Annotated in this window: 13 protein-coding genes and 1 tRNA gene; 3 read left to right on the plus strand and 11 right to left on the minus strand. The window is 52.4% G+C overall.

Annotated features, from left to right (window positions below; genetic code table 11):
• Nucleotides 1-154 precede the first annotated feature (154 nt).
• The 3 genes from ACAW75_RS15890 to ACAW75_RS15900 all read right to left on the minus strand — a co-directional run bounded on the left by ACAW75_RS15890 (nucleotide 155) and on the right by ACAW75_RS15900 (nucleotide 3,029).
• On the minus strand, nucleotides 155-577 hold the full coding sequence (locus ACAW75_RS15890; protein WP_370729717.1) for a response regulator: 423 nt from the start codon (nucleotides 575-577) through the stop codon (nucleotides 155-157).
• A gap of 57 nt (nucleotides 578-634) precedes the next feature.
• Nucleotides 635-2,686 (minus strand): PAS domain-containing sensor histidine kinase, encoded by a 2,052-nt coding sequence (locus ACAW75_RS15895; protein WP_370729718.1) that lies wholly within the window; start codon nucleotides 2,684-2,686, stop codon nucleotides 635-637.
• Nucleotides 2,687-2,955: 269 nt separating this feature from the next.
• Nucleotides 2,956-3,029 (minus strand) — tRNA-Met (locus ACAW75_RS15900).
• A gap of 195 nt (nucleotides 3,030-3,224) precedes the next feature.
• Here ACAW75_RS15900 and ACAW75_RS15905 point away from each other — a divergent pair.
• The 3 genes from ACAW75_RS15905 (at nucleotide 3,225) to ACAW75_RS15915 (ending at nucleotide 6,033) form a co-directional block, all read left to right on the plus strand.
• Nucleotides 3,225-3,617, plus strand: a complete 393-nt coding sequence (locus ACAW75_RS15905; RefSeq protein ID WP_370729719.1) for an START-like domain-containing protein — start codon at nucleotides 3,225-3,227, stop codon at nucleotides 3,615-3,617.
• Nucleotides 3,618-3,749: 132 nt separating this feature from the next.
• A complete protein-coding gene (locus ACAW75_RS15910) occupies nucleotides 3,750-5,228 on the plus strand; it encodes an LptF/LptG family permease (RefSeq protein ID WP_370729720.1) in 1,479 nt (492 codons plus the stop codon).
• Between the two features lie 322 nt (nucleotides 5,229-5,550).
• Nucleotides 5,551-6,033, plus strand: coding sequence for a response regulator (locus tag ACAW75_RS15915; protein WP_370729721.1), 483 nt, complete (start codon nucleotides 5,551-5,553; stop codon nucleotides 6,031-6,033).
• 7 nt (nucleotides 6,034-6,040) lie between these two features.
• On the opposite strand, the gene ACAW75_RS15920 is transcribed toward ACAW75_RS15915, so the two are convergent.
• The 8 genes from ACAW75_RS15920 to ACAW75_RS15955 all read right to left on the minus strand — a co-directional run bounded on the left by ACAW75_RS15920 (nucleotide 6,041) and on the right by ACAW75_RS15955 (nucleotide 14,812).
• Entirely contained in the window at nucleotides 6,041-6,811 is a 771-nt protein-coding gene (locus ACAW75_RS15920; protein ID WP_370729722.1) for a LytTR family transcriptional regulator DNA-binding domain-containing protein, read from the minus strand.
• Nucleotides 6,696-7,520, minus strand: coding sequence for a glycosyltransferase family 2 protein (locus ACAW75_RS15925; RefSeq protein WP_370729723.1), 825 nt, complete (start codon nucleotides 7,518-7,520; stop codon nucleotides 6,696-6,698). The genes ACAW75_RS15920 and ACAW75_RS15925 overlap by 116 nt, the downstream gene beginning before the upstream one ends.
• A 265-nt stretch (nucleotides 7,521-7,785) precedes the next feature.
• Nucleotides 7,786-8,778, minus strand: coding sequence for a biotin synthase BioB (gene bioB, locus ACAW75_RS15930; RefSeq protein ID WP_370729724.1), 993 nt, complete (start codon nucleotides 8,776-8,778; stop codon nucleotides 7,786-7,788).
• Between the two features lie 234 nt (nucleotides 8,779-9,012).
• The gene (locus ACAW75_RS15935) at nucleotides 9,013-10,224 is read right to left on the minus strand and encodes a thioredoxin fold domain-containing protein (RefSeq protein WP_370729725.1); all 1,212 of its coding nucleotides are present in this window, start codon (nucleotides 10,222-10,224) and stop codon (nucleotides 9,013-9,015) included.
• Between the two features lie 39 nt (nucleotides 10,225-10,263).
• Nucleotides 10,264-10,617: a gliding motility protein GldC gene (gldC, locus tag ACAW75_RS15940; protein ID WP_370729726.1), complete on the minus strand. Its 354-nt coding sequence runs from the start codon at nucleotides 10,615-10,617 to the stop codon at nucleotides 10,264-10,266.
• 132 nt (nucleotides 10,618-10,749) lie between these two features.
• Entirely contained in the window at nucleotides 10,750-12,144 is a 1,395-nt protein-coding gene (locus ACAW75_RS15945) for an alkaline phosphatase family protein (protein ID WP_370729727.1), read from the minus strand.
• Between the two features lie 156 nt (nucleotides 12,145-12,300).
• Complete coding sequence (gene eboE / locus ACAW75_RS15950; RefSeq protein WP_370729728.1) at nucleotides 12,301-13,494, minus strand: metabolite traffic protein EboE; 1,194 nt, start codon at nucleotides 13,492-13,494, stop codon at nucleotides 12,301-12,303.
• 160 nt (nucleotides 13,495-13,654) lie between these two features.
• Entirely contained in the window at nucleotides 13,655-14,812 is a 1,158-nt protein-coding gene (locus ACAW75_RS15955) for a 3-dehydroquinate synthase (RefSeq protein WP_370729729.1), read from the minus strand.
• Nucleotides 14,813-14,850 lie beyond the last annotated feature (38 nt).

Raw genomic sequence — 14,850 nt, forward strand, 5'->3', positions numbered from 1 at the left:
GCCACCAGCTTCTGTCAACCTAGCCCACTCCAACTCCAGGCCAGCTTGTAGTTTACATAGCTCACCAGGCTGCCTTGATCGGAAAAAGGGAGTCTGCAAGCTGACCCACTTCGTTTTGCCTGCCTGCAGGCGGGGCGTCCTGGTTAGACTGAAATCAGGGCTGAGGCATTGTAACCACCTGGTACCAGTACTGCTGCAACTGGGTGGTGTAGTGCTTCCACTCCGAAAGCGTGAAAGGCTTGGTGGTAAAGGCGTTAGCCCCCCGGAAATAAGCCTCATCGATCGTCGGCTGATCGGCACCAGCCGACAGCATAATGACGGGTATCAACCGGCCCTGGGGATGTTTGCGAAGCAGGGTTAGAAAATCAAGCCCTGTCCTGTCCTCCTGCAGATCAACATCCAGCAAAATCAAGCACGGTCCGCGCCCCTCCAGATTGTCCAGGTAGGTCACGGCTTGATCAAAGTGGTTGACGGCCATGAAACTGGCTTCGGGAAAGGCCGTAGCGGCCGCTCGATTTATAATCTCGGCAATAGTAGGATCATCGTCGATGATAAGAACAGGAAAGCGGGCCGTCATTGGGGGTGCGTTAGCTGGGTAATGAGCTTGTTGATCACTAATCGAGGTAACAATACTTCATGCCGGCAGGTATACGCTAAAGGTAGCTCCCTGACCAGGCTGACTACTCGCCGTGATAGCCCCCCCGTGATTGGCCGCTACTTTTTCACAGATGGCCAGGCCAATACCCGTACCAGCGTAGTGATTCTTGCCATGCAGACGCTGAAATACCTGAAAAATACGATCCAGATACTTTGGATCGAAGCCAATACCATTATCCCGCACATCAATTCGGTGGTAGACGTCGGCTGAACGAATTAAGTTGACCGCTGGTGGTAGTGAGCCAACAGTCAGTAACCGAGAACTCACCCAGACTTGAGGCGCCATGCCAGCCTGGCGAAACTTTAGTGCGTTGCTCAATAGGTTCTGAAATACCTGCTTCAGTTGGGTCGCATCGCCCATCACTGTGGGGAGTGGGGCGATCGTTACAACGGCTTTTGTCTCCTCGATCAACATGTCTAGGTCAAGAAGTACTTGGTCAGCAACCGCGTTGAGGGATACAGGCGTCCTATTTTCCTGCTGAACAGCAATGCGCGAATAGGCCAGCAGATCCCGGATCAAAATGGACATCCGACTGGCGGCGTCCTGCATGCGTTTAAGGTAATCAACACCCTCCCCCAGGTCCTCGGCGTGTTGATCCCACAGCAGTTTACCAAACGACTCAATTTTGCGTAGTGGTTCCTGTAAATCATGACTGGCTACGTAGGCAAACTGCTGAAGATTCTCATTGGAGCGACTAAGCAGGCGATTCGACTCGTTAAGCTCCCGATTGGTCGCTGCCATTTCGTCGTAGCTGGCCAGCAGTTCCTCATTGGTCGCCGTTAACTCTTCATTAGCCCCATCCAACTCTTCGGTCCGATCCTGAACTTGCTGCTCCAGGGCCAGCTGAAGCCGACGCTCCTCGGTAATATCGCGCATACTACCTATCATTTTCAGGGGCTTACCCTGCTCATCGAAATACATTTTAGCTTGTGCTCGAACCAGGCGTTCTTTGTGGGTCTGCTGGGTCACAATCGTATATTCCTCATCCAATAAACCGCCAGAATCAGGAGTAGAAGCCCGCAAAACCGCCTCTTCGATTCGGTGGCGGTCCCGTTCATGGATGGGGTTATAGACAATGGCCATCTCAATATAATCCTGCTTAAACTCAAAGAGCTGTTTGAGTCGTTCAGAATACGTGATAACGCCCGTTGTCATGTCCAACTGCCAGGCGCCTATGTCGGCCATCGCCATGGCGCCCTGCAACTGCTCCTCACTTTCCACAATCCGTCGCAGGTTGGCTACCTGATCGGTAATATCAGCAGCGACCTGGATCATGCCGACTACCCGTCCATCTTCCCAGAGAGGCCTGTAAGACACTCGATAATAAAAGTTCTGCAAAATGCCCGATCGACGGTGAGAAACCAACACCTCATCCTGATCGATAGTGATGCCCTCGCGGTATACCCGCAGCACTTGCTGCCAGGCAAATTGACCGTCGAGTTCGGGCATGACGGCCAGTAGCGGCTGACCAATCACCTCTTCTCCCCGGTTCATATACAGGAGCATGGCCTGATTGACGTGGGCGATCCGAAAATCGTCCCCCAACAGTACCAACGTGGCGGCTGGAGTTTGTTGTACGATACTGCTGGATCGAGCTTCGCTTTGTTGCAGCTGCTGATGAGCCTGCATCTGCTCGGTCACTTCCTGAGCTACCCCCGCGAATCGGTAAACCTCACCGGTAGCGCTAAAATAACCCCGTCCATGAAATCGGACCCAGCGCAAGACGCCATCTGTAGCACCCAGCGTGCGGTAGGTGACATCGTATGTCCCGCCAGAGTCAGGGTTCATGGCCCATCGAACGGCCTGATCAACGCGGCTCACATCATCGGGGTGAATGAATTGAATCGCCTGATCGTAAGGCAATGACCCATTGGTTGCCATTCCGAATAACTGACGGCATCGGTCGTCCCAATTGATCTGGTAAGTGACAGGATCCATTTCCCAAACGCCCAATCCAGCCGCCTGGAGCGCAAAGTCGATATCGAGACGGTCAGTTAACGCTGTCGGTTGGATAGGTTGGTCGCTCATCGCTGGAAAAAAGAACAGATGTGTAAACGAATTAAGGATCAATTCGTCATATAATCAAGGAGCCACTGGCGCTTGACCAGGGGGCAACGTGACTAACCAGGTCAGGGGCAAAATGGGGGCTTAAGCGGGCCGAAAAAGCGGGCGACCCAGCCACATACCGAGATAAGGGCAACTGAGGCGTACCCAGTTGGGCGGCAGAAGCCTGCCTAGAAACGCCAAAACCCGCTTTATGGGCGGGCTGGCGATCGGGTAAAGAATACTTTATTCGGTAGCGGGGAGCAGGATCGAACTGCCGACCTTAGGGTTATGAATCCTACGCTCTAACCATCTGAGCTACCCCGCCGAATTGTCCTGCAAAAGTACGGAAATTCTTTTTCGAGACAACGGGGAAGCCCTTGTATTTAGCCTTTTTTTTACGTTACATTGCTAAAACTCTATGGATCATCCATCGGTCTGGCACTTTTTTTACCTGATAAGCGGCTGATCAATAAGAGTATCGAAAAGAAATTCAGTATCACGTTTTACGTCGTTCACCCTCATGGAGAAATTTAAATTTGTGACCGAATATGAGCTTCGGGCCTCTCCAAAAGTGCTTTTTCCCTACATCAGTAGCGCCTCAGGTCTATCGCAGTGGTTTGCCGCCAAGGTCAATACCCTGCCAGAACATAAATATGACTTTATCTGGGATGACGAAAGCCATCCTGCCCGCCAAACATCGCTCCGTCAAAATAAGAGCGTCCGCTTCGAGTTTCTGAATACCGGTGAGAATGGCCACGATAGCAATTATGTCGATTTCAGGGTCGACGTCAGTGAATTGACCCAGGCAACGTACCTGCGCATTACCGACTATTCAACCAATACCGATGAAGATGATCTACAGGATATGTGGGATGGTATGGTGCATAAACTGAAAGAAATTGTCGGCTCCTGAACGAGCTGCCTGGCCAACTGGCTCGTTAAAAAAGCATAAGCCAGCATGGATCGTGAACAATGACGGGCGTCGCCAACGTTACTAGTGCTGGGCTACCTGGCTCGTTTTCCATCGTGAGTCCATTCTCAGTTCGTGAAAAAGATTGATAAACTCGTTCTGAAGTCATTCTTCGGACCCTTCTTTCTGACCTTAGCCGTCGTCATTTTTATTTTTCTGATGCGGCTACTGATGCTGTATATAGAAGAATTTGTCTCGAAAGACATCACACTGGCTACGTTTGGCCGATTGCTCTACTTTTTCGCCGTCTTAACCGTACCCACCGCACTGCCACTGGCCGTACTGTTGTCGTCATTGATGACCTTCGGTAATCTGGGTGAGTTCTTCGAGCTAACCGCCATGAAAAGTGCGGGTATTTCACTCACCCGTGCGCTGCGTCCATTGCTGGTACTGGCCGTGCTGTTTATGGGCTTTTCCTTCTGGTTCAACAACAAGGTGGCTCCCTGGGCCAATTTAAAGGCATATAGCCTGTTATACGATATCAAGACTGCCAAGGCAGCACTGAACCTGAAAGAGGGGATTTTTTATAATGACCTGCCCGGCTACAGTATCAAGGTCGACAAAAAGCAGGGAGATTCACTGACCAACCTGGTTATTTATAAGAATAGTACGTCAGGTATTGAGTCGGGCAACCGCGAGATTATTCTGGCTAAGTCGGGGCGGATGTATACTGATCCAAGCCGGTCGTACCTGGTCTTTGAGCTGACCAACGGGAACGACTACCAGGAATATACGGACGGTCGTACTGCCGTGACCTACACCGGTGGCGGTACCGTGCGGCCGACGCAGTTTATGCGTAATGGCTTCAAACACTATAAGCTGGTGATTAGTCTGGAATCGTTTGGTTTGCACCGGACAGACGAGCAGCAGTTTGAGTATCATCCCTATATGAAGACGCTGACGGAGCTGACTTCCATTGCGGATTCGTTGACCAGGGAGGCAAAAAGAGCCAGTTTAAGTGTCGCGAGCTCATCCCGAAATTATTACACCTACCAGTTCAAAGCTGACGCTGTGCTTCAGGCAAAAAAGGTAACGGAGGGTGCATGGATTGATACGTTGCTGGCGCGTCCGCTCCGTAGGTCTAACCCGGTTGAGGTAGAACAGCAGGCACTTTCACAGGCACAAAGTATGCTATCATACGCCCAATCGAACATTCTGTATCTGGCCGAGAAGGAGAAAAGCTCCTACGCTTATGATCTGGAGAGCCACCACAAGTTTACGCAGGCAGTCTCTGTCTTTATCATGTTCCTGATTGGGGCGCCGCTGGGGGCAATCATTCGCAAGGGTGGCTTCGGGTTGCCCGTGCTGGTATCGATCATCTTCTTTATCGTGTTGTATGTGCTGACGCTGCTGGGCGATAAATTTGCGAAAGATGGCGCCTGGCCCGTAGTGCTGGGGGCCTGGATGGCTAATATAGTGTTACTCCCTGTTGGTCTGTACCTGCTACGCCAGGCCCGTCTCGACTCTCGCTTGTTTGACAAGGACGCCTACCTGATCGCATGGACTAAGCTAAAGGCCCGTTTTAAAAAAGAGGCAGCCCCGCAGGTAGCCTAGGTACGTTCTGACTGGCACTGCCAACTGGCCAGACGTACCCAGCGTACTCAGTTGGCAGTGCCACACCGTGATGATCAGGACTCTATTCCCAGGCACCTTGTTGGTCCAAAAGAAGGATTGTACGACTTGTCTTCGAGCCGTTCTGTAATATTAGTCAACAAATTCAGTTGGTTAACTAGGGTTTTATATAGCAAAACACCGTAATGTGCTGATTAGTAGGGTAGAAGTGTTGAAGGGCCGATGCATAAGTTTTACTGGTTGGTTCGTGCACATAACCAGCAATAGGCTATTTTAGATGCTTATTGGTTCACCCATGAATAGTATGACCTACGCACATGACAACGAAACGATCAGAACAAACTTTAAACGCGCCCGTATTCTGGTCGTCGAGGACAATGATGATTACTGGGTCCTCATCCAACGCGCCATGCTTCAGGTGATACCGGAGGTTGTACCGCTCAGAGCTGCGAATCGCAAGCAAGCCCACGATTTATTGATTGACTGGTCGCGAGACGAATGGGAGATGCCAAAACTAGTGTTGCTCGACCTGTACTTACCCGAACGGGATCAGGGCTGGCAAGTGTTGGCGGACATCAAAAACTTAATAGCCCCCTGCAATCAGGTTCCGGTGGTGGTGTTGAGCAGCTCCAATATGCCGGCAGATATTACGGAATCATACCGGCGTGGTAGCTCGTCGTATCTGGTCAAACCTACCGTGTTTTCCGAATGGCTGGAGTACTTCAAGCAACTACGGATATACTGGTGGGAAACGGTTACGCTTCCCCCCATGCGTCTTGCCTTCTAACGGCTGCTTAAACGGCTACAGGTAAAGCAGCTGTTCTGAGCCAGAATTGACAAATTCTGTCAACGGTCGGCGCTATTGGTGCCAGGTTGTCAGGTAACGAGATGACCGAATTGGCGCGACGGCGGTAGCCAGTTGTAATGGCCTCGTCGTTTGGAGGTACGACAAGCACAATCGGGATCTGGCCGAAATCCTCGTGCTGTTTCAATTTTTCCAACGTATTCAACCGCTCAAGCGTCAGGGTTCTGGCGTCGAGAATAATCAAAGCAGGCAGCTCATCGGCCGATAATAAGCTCAGAACTCTTGGCAGGTGGCTGCTTTGACTCATCGTATGTAGTATATACTGCGGCCACCGCGATTCGAGCGACCATTTTATCGACTGAGTGCTGCTTTCTTCAGTAATTAAAAGTACCGGCCGAGACGTCGTAACGAGTGCTGGCCCCTCCGGCGGCAGTGGCGGGGCGATTGGCTGTTCCAGTGGTATATCTGCCACTGAGGTATCACTGCCCGGCGAAAGATAAGGCTGAAGGGCAGTCACCACTTCGCGCCACCGTCGGCGGCTAACAGGCAAGACAATACCCCCTTCTAATTCGACGCTGCCAGCCATGCGCTGCCGGGGGGGCTGCTGAAGCTTTTCAACGCAGGCCGGATTGACAAGCGCAGTTTTATGTACCCGTACGAACTCGGTAAGTTGGGTTTCTAGGTAACTGATGGGTTTGGCCAGCATCTTTTTCTCGCCGTTCCGGAAATAAAGCCAGGTGTAATTGTTTGCACCTGCCAAGTAGGCGATTAGGGCCGGGTGTCGGATAGCTGGTTTTACAACGCTCATAGGTTGAATTGAAATAAGTTGGTAAGCCGATAAGAAGGGTTACTAGTAATTTCGAGATGGTGATCCGAATGCTGGATAGCCAGGATGACCGCCTGGCCGGATAAACCACTACCGCATCGGGACAGGAGGTAACGGGGATGCCTGCTTTGGCGAGTTTCTGTAGCCAGTTTAACTCATGACTTTTCTTACGATCCAGCCATTCATCGAACCCACCGATCTCCTCCAGCAAACTGCGTCGACAGAATAGATTGGCCCCCGTTGTGTTCGTGACTGGCTGACTGGGCAACGGAACCTGAATACGACCAACCACCACCTGAGCGCCACTGTGGAACATAGGCAGGGCCGTTGTGAGCCAAAGCGGCTGAGGAATACAGTCCTCGCGCGTGAAAGCAATAAAAAGACTACTGGCCAATCGCCAGCCACGGTTACAAGCCGCCGCTGCATTTCGATTGCGCCGCTGACTGACGTACCGGATAGATAAGCCCGTCTGGAAAGTTATTTCTCGGGTTAGGGCAGCCGTTGCACGGTCATTCATCTGATCAACTACAATGACTTCGAACTGACTGAGCGACAGCTTCTGCTGAGAAAGGGCCAGTAAACAGTCCCGAAGCATTGCCTGATCAAGGCAAGTAGGTATCACAACGGTAACAAGGGGATTCATCTATCATCGATCGGCAGTTTAGTATTGGAGAAGGCTGCTTAGTCAAGTAACGATATAGAGTGACTATGCATAGCATTCAGCACAAATGAATGAGGGAACGGTGTTAAATAGCCTTTTTCGCCACTAAATGGTATTAATAGTGAGAAAACGGCCCCCCGTTCATAAACTAACTACTGCCTTTTTCCCGGCTAGGAATAAAAAAAGCCAGACTGACGCCTGGCTAAAAGGGAGAATACCTGTGTTTAGATAACCGCTTAATAAATAACTAAGCTGGAATCTGCTCAAACGTAACCGCTGGCTTGCTGCTATCCTTAAAGGCAGCGCGTGGCCGGATGTTGAGCGTTTGAAATAATTGCTGGTCGGCATCCACATCCGGGTTGGGCGTCGTCAACAATTTATCGCCGGCGAAAATAGAATTGGCACCAGCCAAAAAGCAAAGTGCCTGCTCCTCGGTAGTCATGCGTACCCGTCCCGCCGATAGCCGCACCATGGCAGTCGGCATGATGATCCGGGCGGTGGCGATCATCCGTACCATCTCCCACACAGACACCCGTTCCTGCTCTTCTAAAGGCGTTCCCTCGACCGGCACAAGCGCATTGACGGGTACCGACTCTGGGTGTTGGGGTAGTGTAGCCAGGGTTAACAACATACCGATCCGGTCATTATGCGATTCACCCATGCCAATGATGCCACCAGAACAGACGGAGATACCCGCGTCGCGGACGTGTCCCAGCGTATCCAGCCGGTCGTCGTAGGTACGTGTGCTGATGATGTCGCCGTAGAATTCTTCGCTGGTATCCAGGTTGTGGTTGTAGGCATATAACCCGGCATCTTTCAGTTTTTGTGCCTGGGTATCGGTCAGCATACCGAGCGTACAGCAGACCTCCATACCCATGGCATTGACACCACGTACCATATCGAGCACATTGTCGAAATCGCGGTTATCGCGCACTTCACGCCAGGCGGCGCCCATACAGAACCGGCTGCTGCCCGTTGCTTTGGCCCGGCTGGCTGCTTCCAGCACCTCATTGACTTCCAACAGCTTATGTACCTTCACGTTGGTATGGTACCGGGCTGCCTGCGGGCAATAAGCGCAGTCTTCGGGGCAACCACCCGTTTTGACCGATAGCAACGTACAGACCTGCACCTCCTGCGGATCGTGGTGTTGCCGATGTACCGTGGCGGCGCGGTACATCAGGTCTAGTACAGGGCTATTGTAAATGTCAGCGACCTCGTCGCGGGTCCAGTCTGTGCGCATAGTGGTATCGAAACGTTTCTAAAAGTGTCAGGTTTCAAGGTTCAGATTTCAGGTTTCAAGTTTCAGGTTTCAGGTTTCAGGTTTCAAGTTTCAGGTTTCAGGTTTCAAGTGCTCCGCTTAGCCAGCATATCATGACAAGCGGAGCACTTGAAACCTGAACCTTGAAACCTGAAACTTGAAACCTTGAAACCTGAAACTTGAAACCTTGAAACTTGAACCTTGAAACCTGACACTTTACTTCAATTTATTGATAAGTTCAGTATTTCGCTTGGTATCAATGTGGTTAGCCTGGGCCAGTTCCATCGACCGCGTAGCTGCCTGGCGCGCTTCGGCAGCCCGGCCGGCCCGGCGGTAGGCTTCAGCCTGCTCAAAATACAAGTCTGTCTGTTCAGCGGGTGTCGGCTTCAGGGCCAGCGCTTTAGCGATCCATTTCGTTAGTGAGGGTACATCGGCGGGGTCAGGGCTGTTGCGGTTATACAACCGGGCCACGTAAATATATTCGGGTACCGACAGCGAATGTGTGGTAATGTGACTGTTCATGCGTTCGGCAGCCTGTCCAGCCTGTTTAAGCCGGAAATACGCGTTCACTTCAGGTAGTAACGTGCGCGACGAAGCCACTTTGGGATCGATACCAATGCGCGTAAGTCCGTCGTATACCTGCTTGATCTGGGCGGGTGAATACCGGCCGCCACGACTGCTATAGAGCGACGACATCAGGATATTCTCCGCCACATCCACGGCCGCCTGCCCATACTGTTTTTTGTAGACGGCCATGTTGCTGACCAGACTGCGGGCGAGTGGGTTATCCATATCAATGACCAGCTTTTGTGTTACCAGCCAGTTGGTATTGCTGGCGTGTGTATTGGCGGGCTGCTGACTGGCATACGCCTCCATCGCCGCCATGTTTGTCACCGTGTCGCTGATAACCCGGCTGTACATCGCCAGATCGATCAGGAAATTGGGTGATTTCTCGCCGGCAGCAAATCGCTGTTTCCAGGTCTGGCTGCGTGTCGACGGGGCCACCGCATTGTTGGCGTGACGAATCAGTTCATCGGCCGAATTCTGGCTCATGGCAAAATGAACCAGTTCGCCATTGGGCGTGAAAAACAGGAACAGCGGCAGCGAGGGCACATAGTATTTTTTAGACTTCAGCCATTCGCGGGTTGCTGGCTGGTTCACGTCTGCTTTTGTGCTGACAAACTTGGCATTGTAGGATTTGCCAACCCGACTGTCGGCCAGCGTGGGCATGAAGCTCTGGCAAACATGGCAGTCGGGCGAATAAACCTCTACAAAAACGAGTTTACCTGCCTTCTGGGCCGATTTGAACACGGTGCTCAGGGGTGCCTGCTGAAAAGCGACTCCTTTTTGAGCAATCACCTGCGTAGTGCAAAAAAGGCCGATCAGCAGGAAGAATGGCCGCAGTTGACGTGAAAACAAACGATACATGGGATAAGTACGGTGAGAACTGTAAGAGATCGCCTGGGATTACCTGCCTGCCTGATTTTCGGCCCGGAACTCCGCTTCGACCCGTTTGCTCAGGCTACGGCAAAGATTGTCGATATCGTCGGCCATGGCTGCGTCGTTGGTGGCGGTGCGTACGGTACTGGCAATGCCGCCCATAATTTCGATCATAAACCGCTTCATGTCGCCGACTTCCATGTCTTTTGTCCACAAGTCGATTTTAAGGGTATTGCGGTGGTAATGATCCCAAACAGCGATAGAAACGCCTTTTGTGTCATTCAGGCCTTCGTTTGGGTTATCGGTAGCGTCCCAATAGATTTTGTCAGGTACGTTGTCGTTGTCTAGCTCAACGGTGAAATTTATTTCGGATTGGCGCATTTTGGAGGATGTTTACAGTTTGCTGTTTACCGTCTTCCGTTGCTTCGCTCAGGTACGTATCTGGCCACAGCGGAGCAACAGAAGACGGTAAGCAGCAAACTGTAAACTTATTTTGGATCAAAATTAAGCATTTTAAGAACGTACTGGCGCTAAAACTGGGCTGTTGAGGTGCTGCCAGATCACGTCATACACCTCAACGGCGTCTAATTCAGGCTGTTCGGCAACGGTAGTATCGGTGATCAGTACCGGGTAATATTCCTGGCCAATGTTTACGCCACCATGAGAGCCTTTCACCAGGGTGGCATCGAGCGAGATGACATCCATCAGGTAGCGGAATCCCAGCAACTTACGCGCCAGTTTATACCCTGCCCTGGCCTTAATCAACGGGTTTGTCTGGTCCATGAACAGCTCAACGGGGTCGTAGCCGGGTTTGCGGTGAATATCGACTATCTGCGCGTAATCAGGCTTTTTGGCATCGTCGAGCCAGTAGTAGTAGGCAAACCAGCTATCAGCTTTGGCAATGGCGACCAGATCGCCCGACCGTTCGTGGTCGAGGTGATTGGCTTTTTTACCGGCTTCGTCCAGCACGTCGGCGACGCCGGGCAACGCTTCCAGTAAGGCTTTCACACGAGGTAGCTGGGCGGGGTCATTGACATACACGTGGGCTATCTGGTGGTCGGGTGCCGCAAAGGCCGCGCTGGCCCCGGCGTCGAGCAGTTCGCGCCCGGCTTCAACACGCACCGCAATCAAACCCGCCTCGCGAAGTGCCCGGTTGATGTATACAGGCCTGCTGACGCTGTTGATCCCATATTCAGACAGCAGAATGACCTTTGTCTGCTTCTGTTCATAAAACTTGACCAGGTCGGCCACCAGTTGATCGATCTCCCGCAGATCACTTGCCATCTTGCCAAAGTCGACGCCGTATTTCTGAAGGCCGTAGTCGAGGTGAGGCAGGTAAATGAGCGTCAGCGTTGGGTTGTGTTTGTCGTCGACGTACATCGAGGCATCAGCGATCCACTTCGAGCAAACAATATTAGCATTTGGCCCCCAAAAGTTAAACAGCGGGAACGTACCCAACTGTTGGGTTAATTCATCACGGAGTTCGGCCGGGTGGCTGTAACAGTCGGGCATTTTCAGGCCGTCGGCATGGTACTGCGGGCGCGGCGTTACTGAATAGTCGACGGAGGCGTACATATTATACCACCAGAACATCTTGGAACAGGTAAAGGACGGGTCTTCGCGTTTGGCGCGTTCCCAGATTTTCTCGGCCTGAACGAGCCTGTTCGACTGTTTCCAGAATTTTACTTCGGCGTCTTCCCGGTCATACCAGCCATTGCCGACAATGCCGTGTTCCGACGGCCATTTACCGGTCACATAGCAACTTTGTGCGGTAGTGGTGACCGCTGGCAGCACCGGCTTAATGTAGGTCAGATGCCGTTTGGCGATGTATTGCGTTAAAAACGGCGTATGCTCGCCGAGCAGACTGGCACTGAGGCCAACAATGTCTATGACTACGGTCTTGTTCATAACTCCCTGTAGGGCCGAAGCTCCAGCTTCGGTAGTGAAAGACTGTTCAAAACTACCGAAGCTGGAGCTTCGGCCTTAGGCGCCCGGTGCCGCTACAACGGCTTAAACCCGTTCCGTATCCATAAAGATGCCCCTCTTTTTCGGGGAATACCTATGTCAGTAAACATGAAGCACTTTTTTCACCCAGTCGATCTCGCGGCTGATCGAATCGCTGATGGGTAGCTGAAGATCGGCAGGCAGTACGCCCCAGGTATAGGTTTCTATCTCGAGCTGATTGGTAAACGGCTGGGTACGTTGCCTGTTCAACACGTCGATTACACTAGGCTGCGTAGACTGTAAAACGCCATAACGCTCCAGAAACAAGGGTACGTGAAAGTGAACGCGCCATTCCCGGTGGGTTTTCGCATCGAAGTCGGCCAGCGCATCGGGCAGGTCGTCGTAATGCGTCAGCGTACCGTCTGACCGGCGGGCCACCACCTGATGCAGGTACGTTGGTTCGTCGAAGGCGGTAATGGCCTGATAGGTGGCCTGTGCATCCTGTGCGAACTGAAGGCGGATGGCGGAACTGACCTGCACTTTGCCTACCCGGATATTGGCCTCAGCCAGCGATGCCAGCACGGTCTCCATGTCTTCGTAGGCGACCGCCACGTGGCAAACATCGTAGCATAATTGAATGTGCTCACGAAGGGCAGCATCCGCATCGGGTTCGTTCAGGCCCTGCTGTTTGGCCAGGTGCATCCTGGCGGCTGGCCGCAGGTCCTGAGTATACCAGGCCACAAAATCGGCCACATTATCGAGCAGGCCGTCGGGTTCGGGCTCAATGTCCAGGTGGAGCACCTTACCCGTCTCGGCCCGAAGGCGAATCAACGCATCCAGTACACGGAGCACGTTTTGCGTAGCCATTTGTGTGGCCTGCTGTCTGGCTTCGGCCGAAGTCCACCATAACCGATACGATAGGGGCGAGGTAGAAACGCCGCCGTCTGTCTCGCTGTCGGGCAGGAGTTTGGCCAGCAGCCGGAACAGGCGGATGGTATAATCGGTCCGTTCGTTGGTGGTCCAGTCGGGCGCGTGTACCTGGTCTTTTACCCGTTCATTGTGAAAACCACCATACGGAAAGCCATTCATGGTATATACGTAGCAACCTGCTTCCGAGAGCCACGACTGAAGGGCCTCGAGGTTCGGATCAGTCATCAGGTCGATACTGGCCTGGTTGGCAAGCCGGAGACCCAATGGGAGTGGATCGGTCGGTGAAACGGCCGCTTTAATGGCTGGAACCTGCTCGCGCAAGTGTTGAAAATGGTCGTTCCACGTTTCACCGGGGTGAATATTAGTGCAGTAGCCGAGGTGCATGGAGGGAGGTTTCGTGGGATACGTGTCGGGTTCCGAGTTTCAGGTTTCAAGTTTCAGGGTTCAGGTTTCAAGTGCTCCGCTTATTACGATATACTGGATAAGCGGAGCACTTGAAACTTGAAACTTGAAACTTGAACCCTGAAACCCGACACGTACCTCTTTATACGTTTGACAATGAATTAACTTCCAGTCTGGCCACGGCCTGTCGGATAAGCGATACCTCCATTTCATGTACTTCAACGCCTGTACCCAGCGCATCGAGGAGGGTAATGGTCAGTTCACCGCCGAGGTGCTCTTGAAATTCAGCCAGTCCACGGACGAGATGCTCGCTGTTGTTTTCGGCCAAAGCCGGATGAAACAGATCGAAGCCAACCCCCTGCAGTACACGCAGGACTCGGTCAACATCAACTTCCCGAATGCGGCCAGCCAGTTGCGAGTAAACCACGTCGAGGGCGATACCGATGGCTACCGCTTCGCCGTGCCGAACCGAAAAGTTAGTAAGGTATTCCAGTTTATGCGCGGCCCAGTGGCCAAAGTCCAGCGGACGAGCCGACCCCATCTCGAAAGGGTCGCCCCCCGAAATATGCTGCATATGAAGAGCAGCGCAGCGATAGATGAGGGAACTCATGGCCTCACTGTCTCGGTGAGCCAGGGCACTGGTATTCGCCTCCAGCCACTCAAAAAAAGACAGGTCTTTAATCAACGCCACCTTTACGGCTTCAGCAATGCCCGATCGCCAGTCGCGGTCGTCGAGTGTGGTCAGGAAATGGGCATCATTGAATACGGCAACTGGTGGTGCAAACGTACCCACGAAGTTCTTCTTCCCTTTGAAGTTTATCCCGTTTTTCACGCCAACCCCCGAGTCATTCTGCGACAGTACGGTGGTTGGGATCCGAATATGCCGAACGCCCCGGTGGGCAATGGCGGCAGCATAGCCTACCAGATCAAGCACTGCGCCGCCACCGATACCCACGATGTAAGAATGGCGGTCTATGCCATAGTCGTTCACCGCATCAACGATCAGATCAACCAGAGCAGGGTCATTTTTGGCGGCTTCGCCACCGGGCACATAGATCGGGTCAGCAACGAGCTGAACGGCAGTAGTAGAAGCCAGGTACGTCCGAATGTCGGCGGTTAACGTCGGGTGATTGTGCGCTACGCCTTCGTCAACTACAACCAGCAATTTTTTACTTGTTCCGTGTGCCGCCTGTTGCGTCAGGAAATCACGGAGGATTGGATTCGTTACGCTGAACAGATTAGTAGTGAACGAAACAGAATAAGTGAAGGGAACGCTGAATGATTGTTGAAGTGAGGTCATTTCAAAGTAGTCAGATAAAGGAAAAGACAAATTTACCC

It is taken from the genome of Fibrella arboris, assembly GCF_041321095.1.
Classification (GTDB): domain Bacteria; phylum Bacteroidota; class Bacteroidia; order Cytophagales; family Spirosomataceae; genus Fibrella; species Fibrella arboris.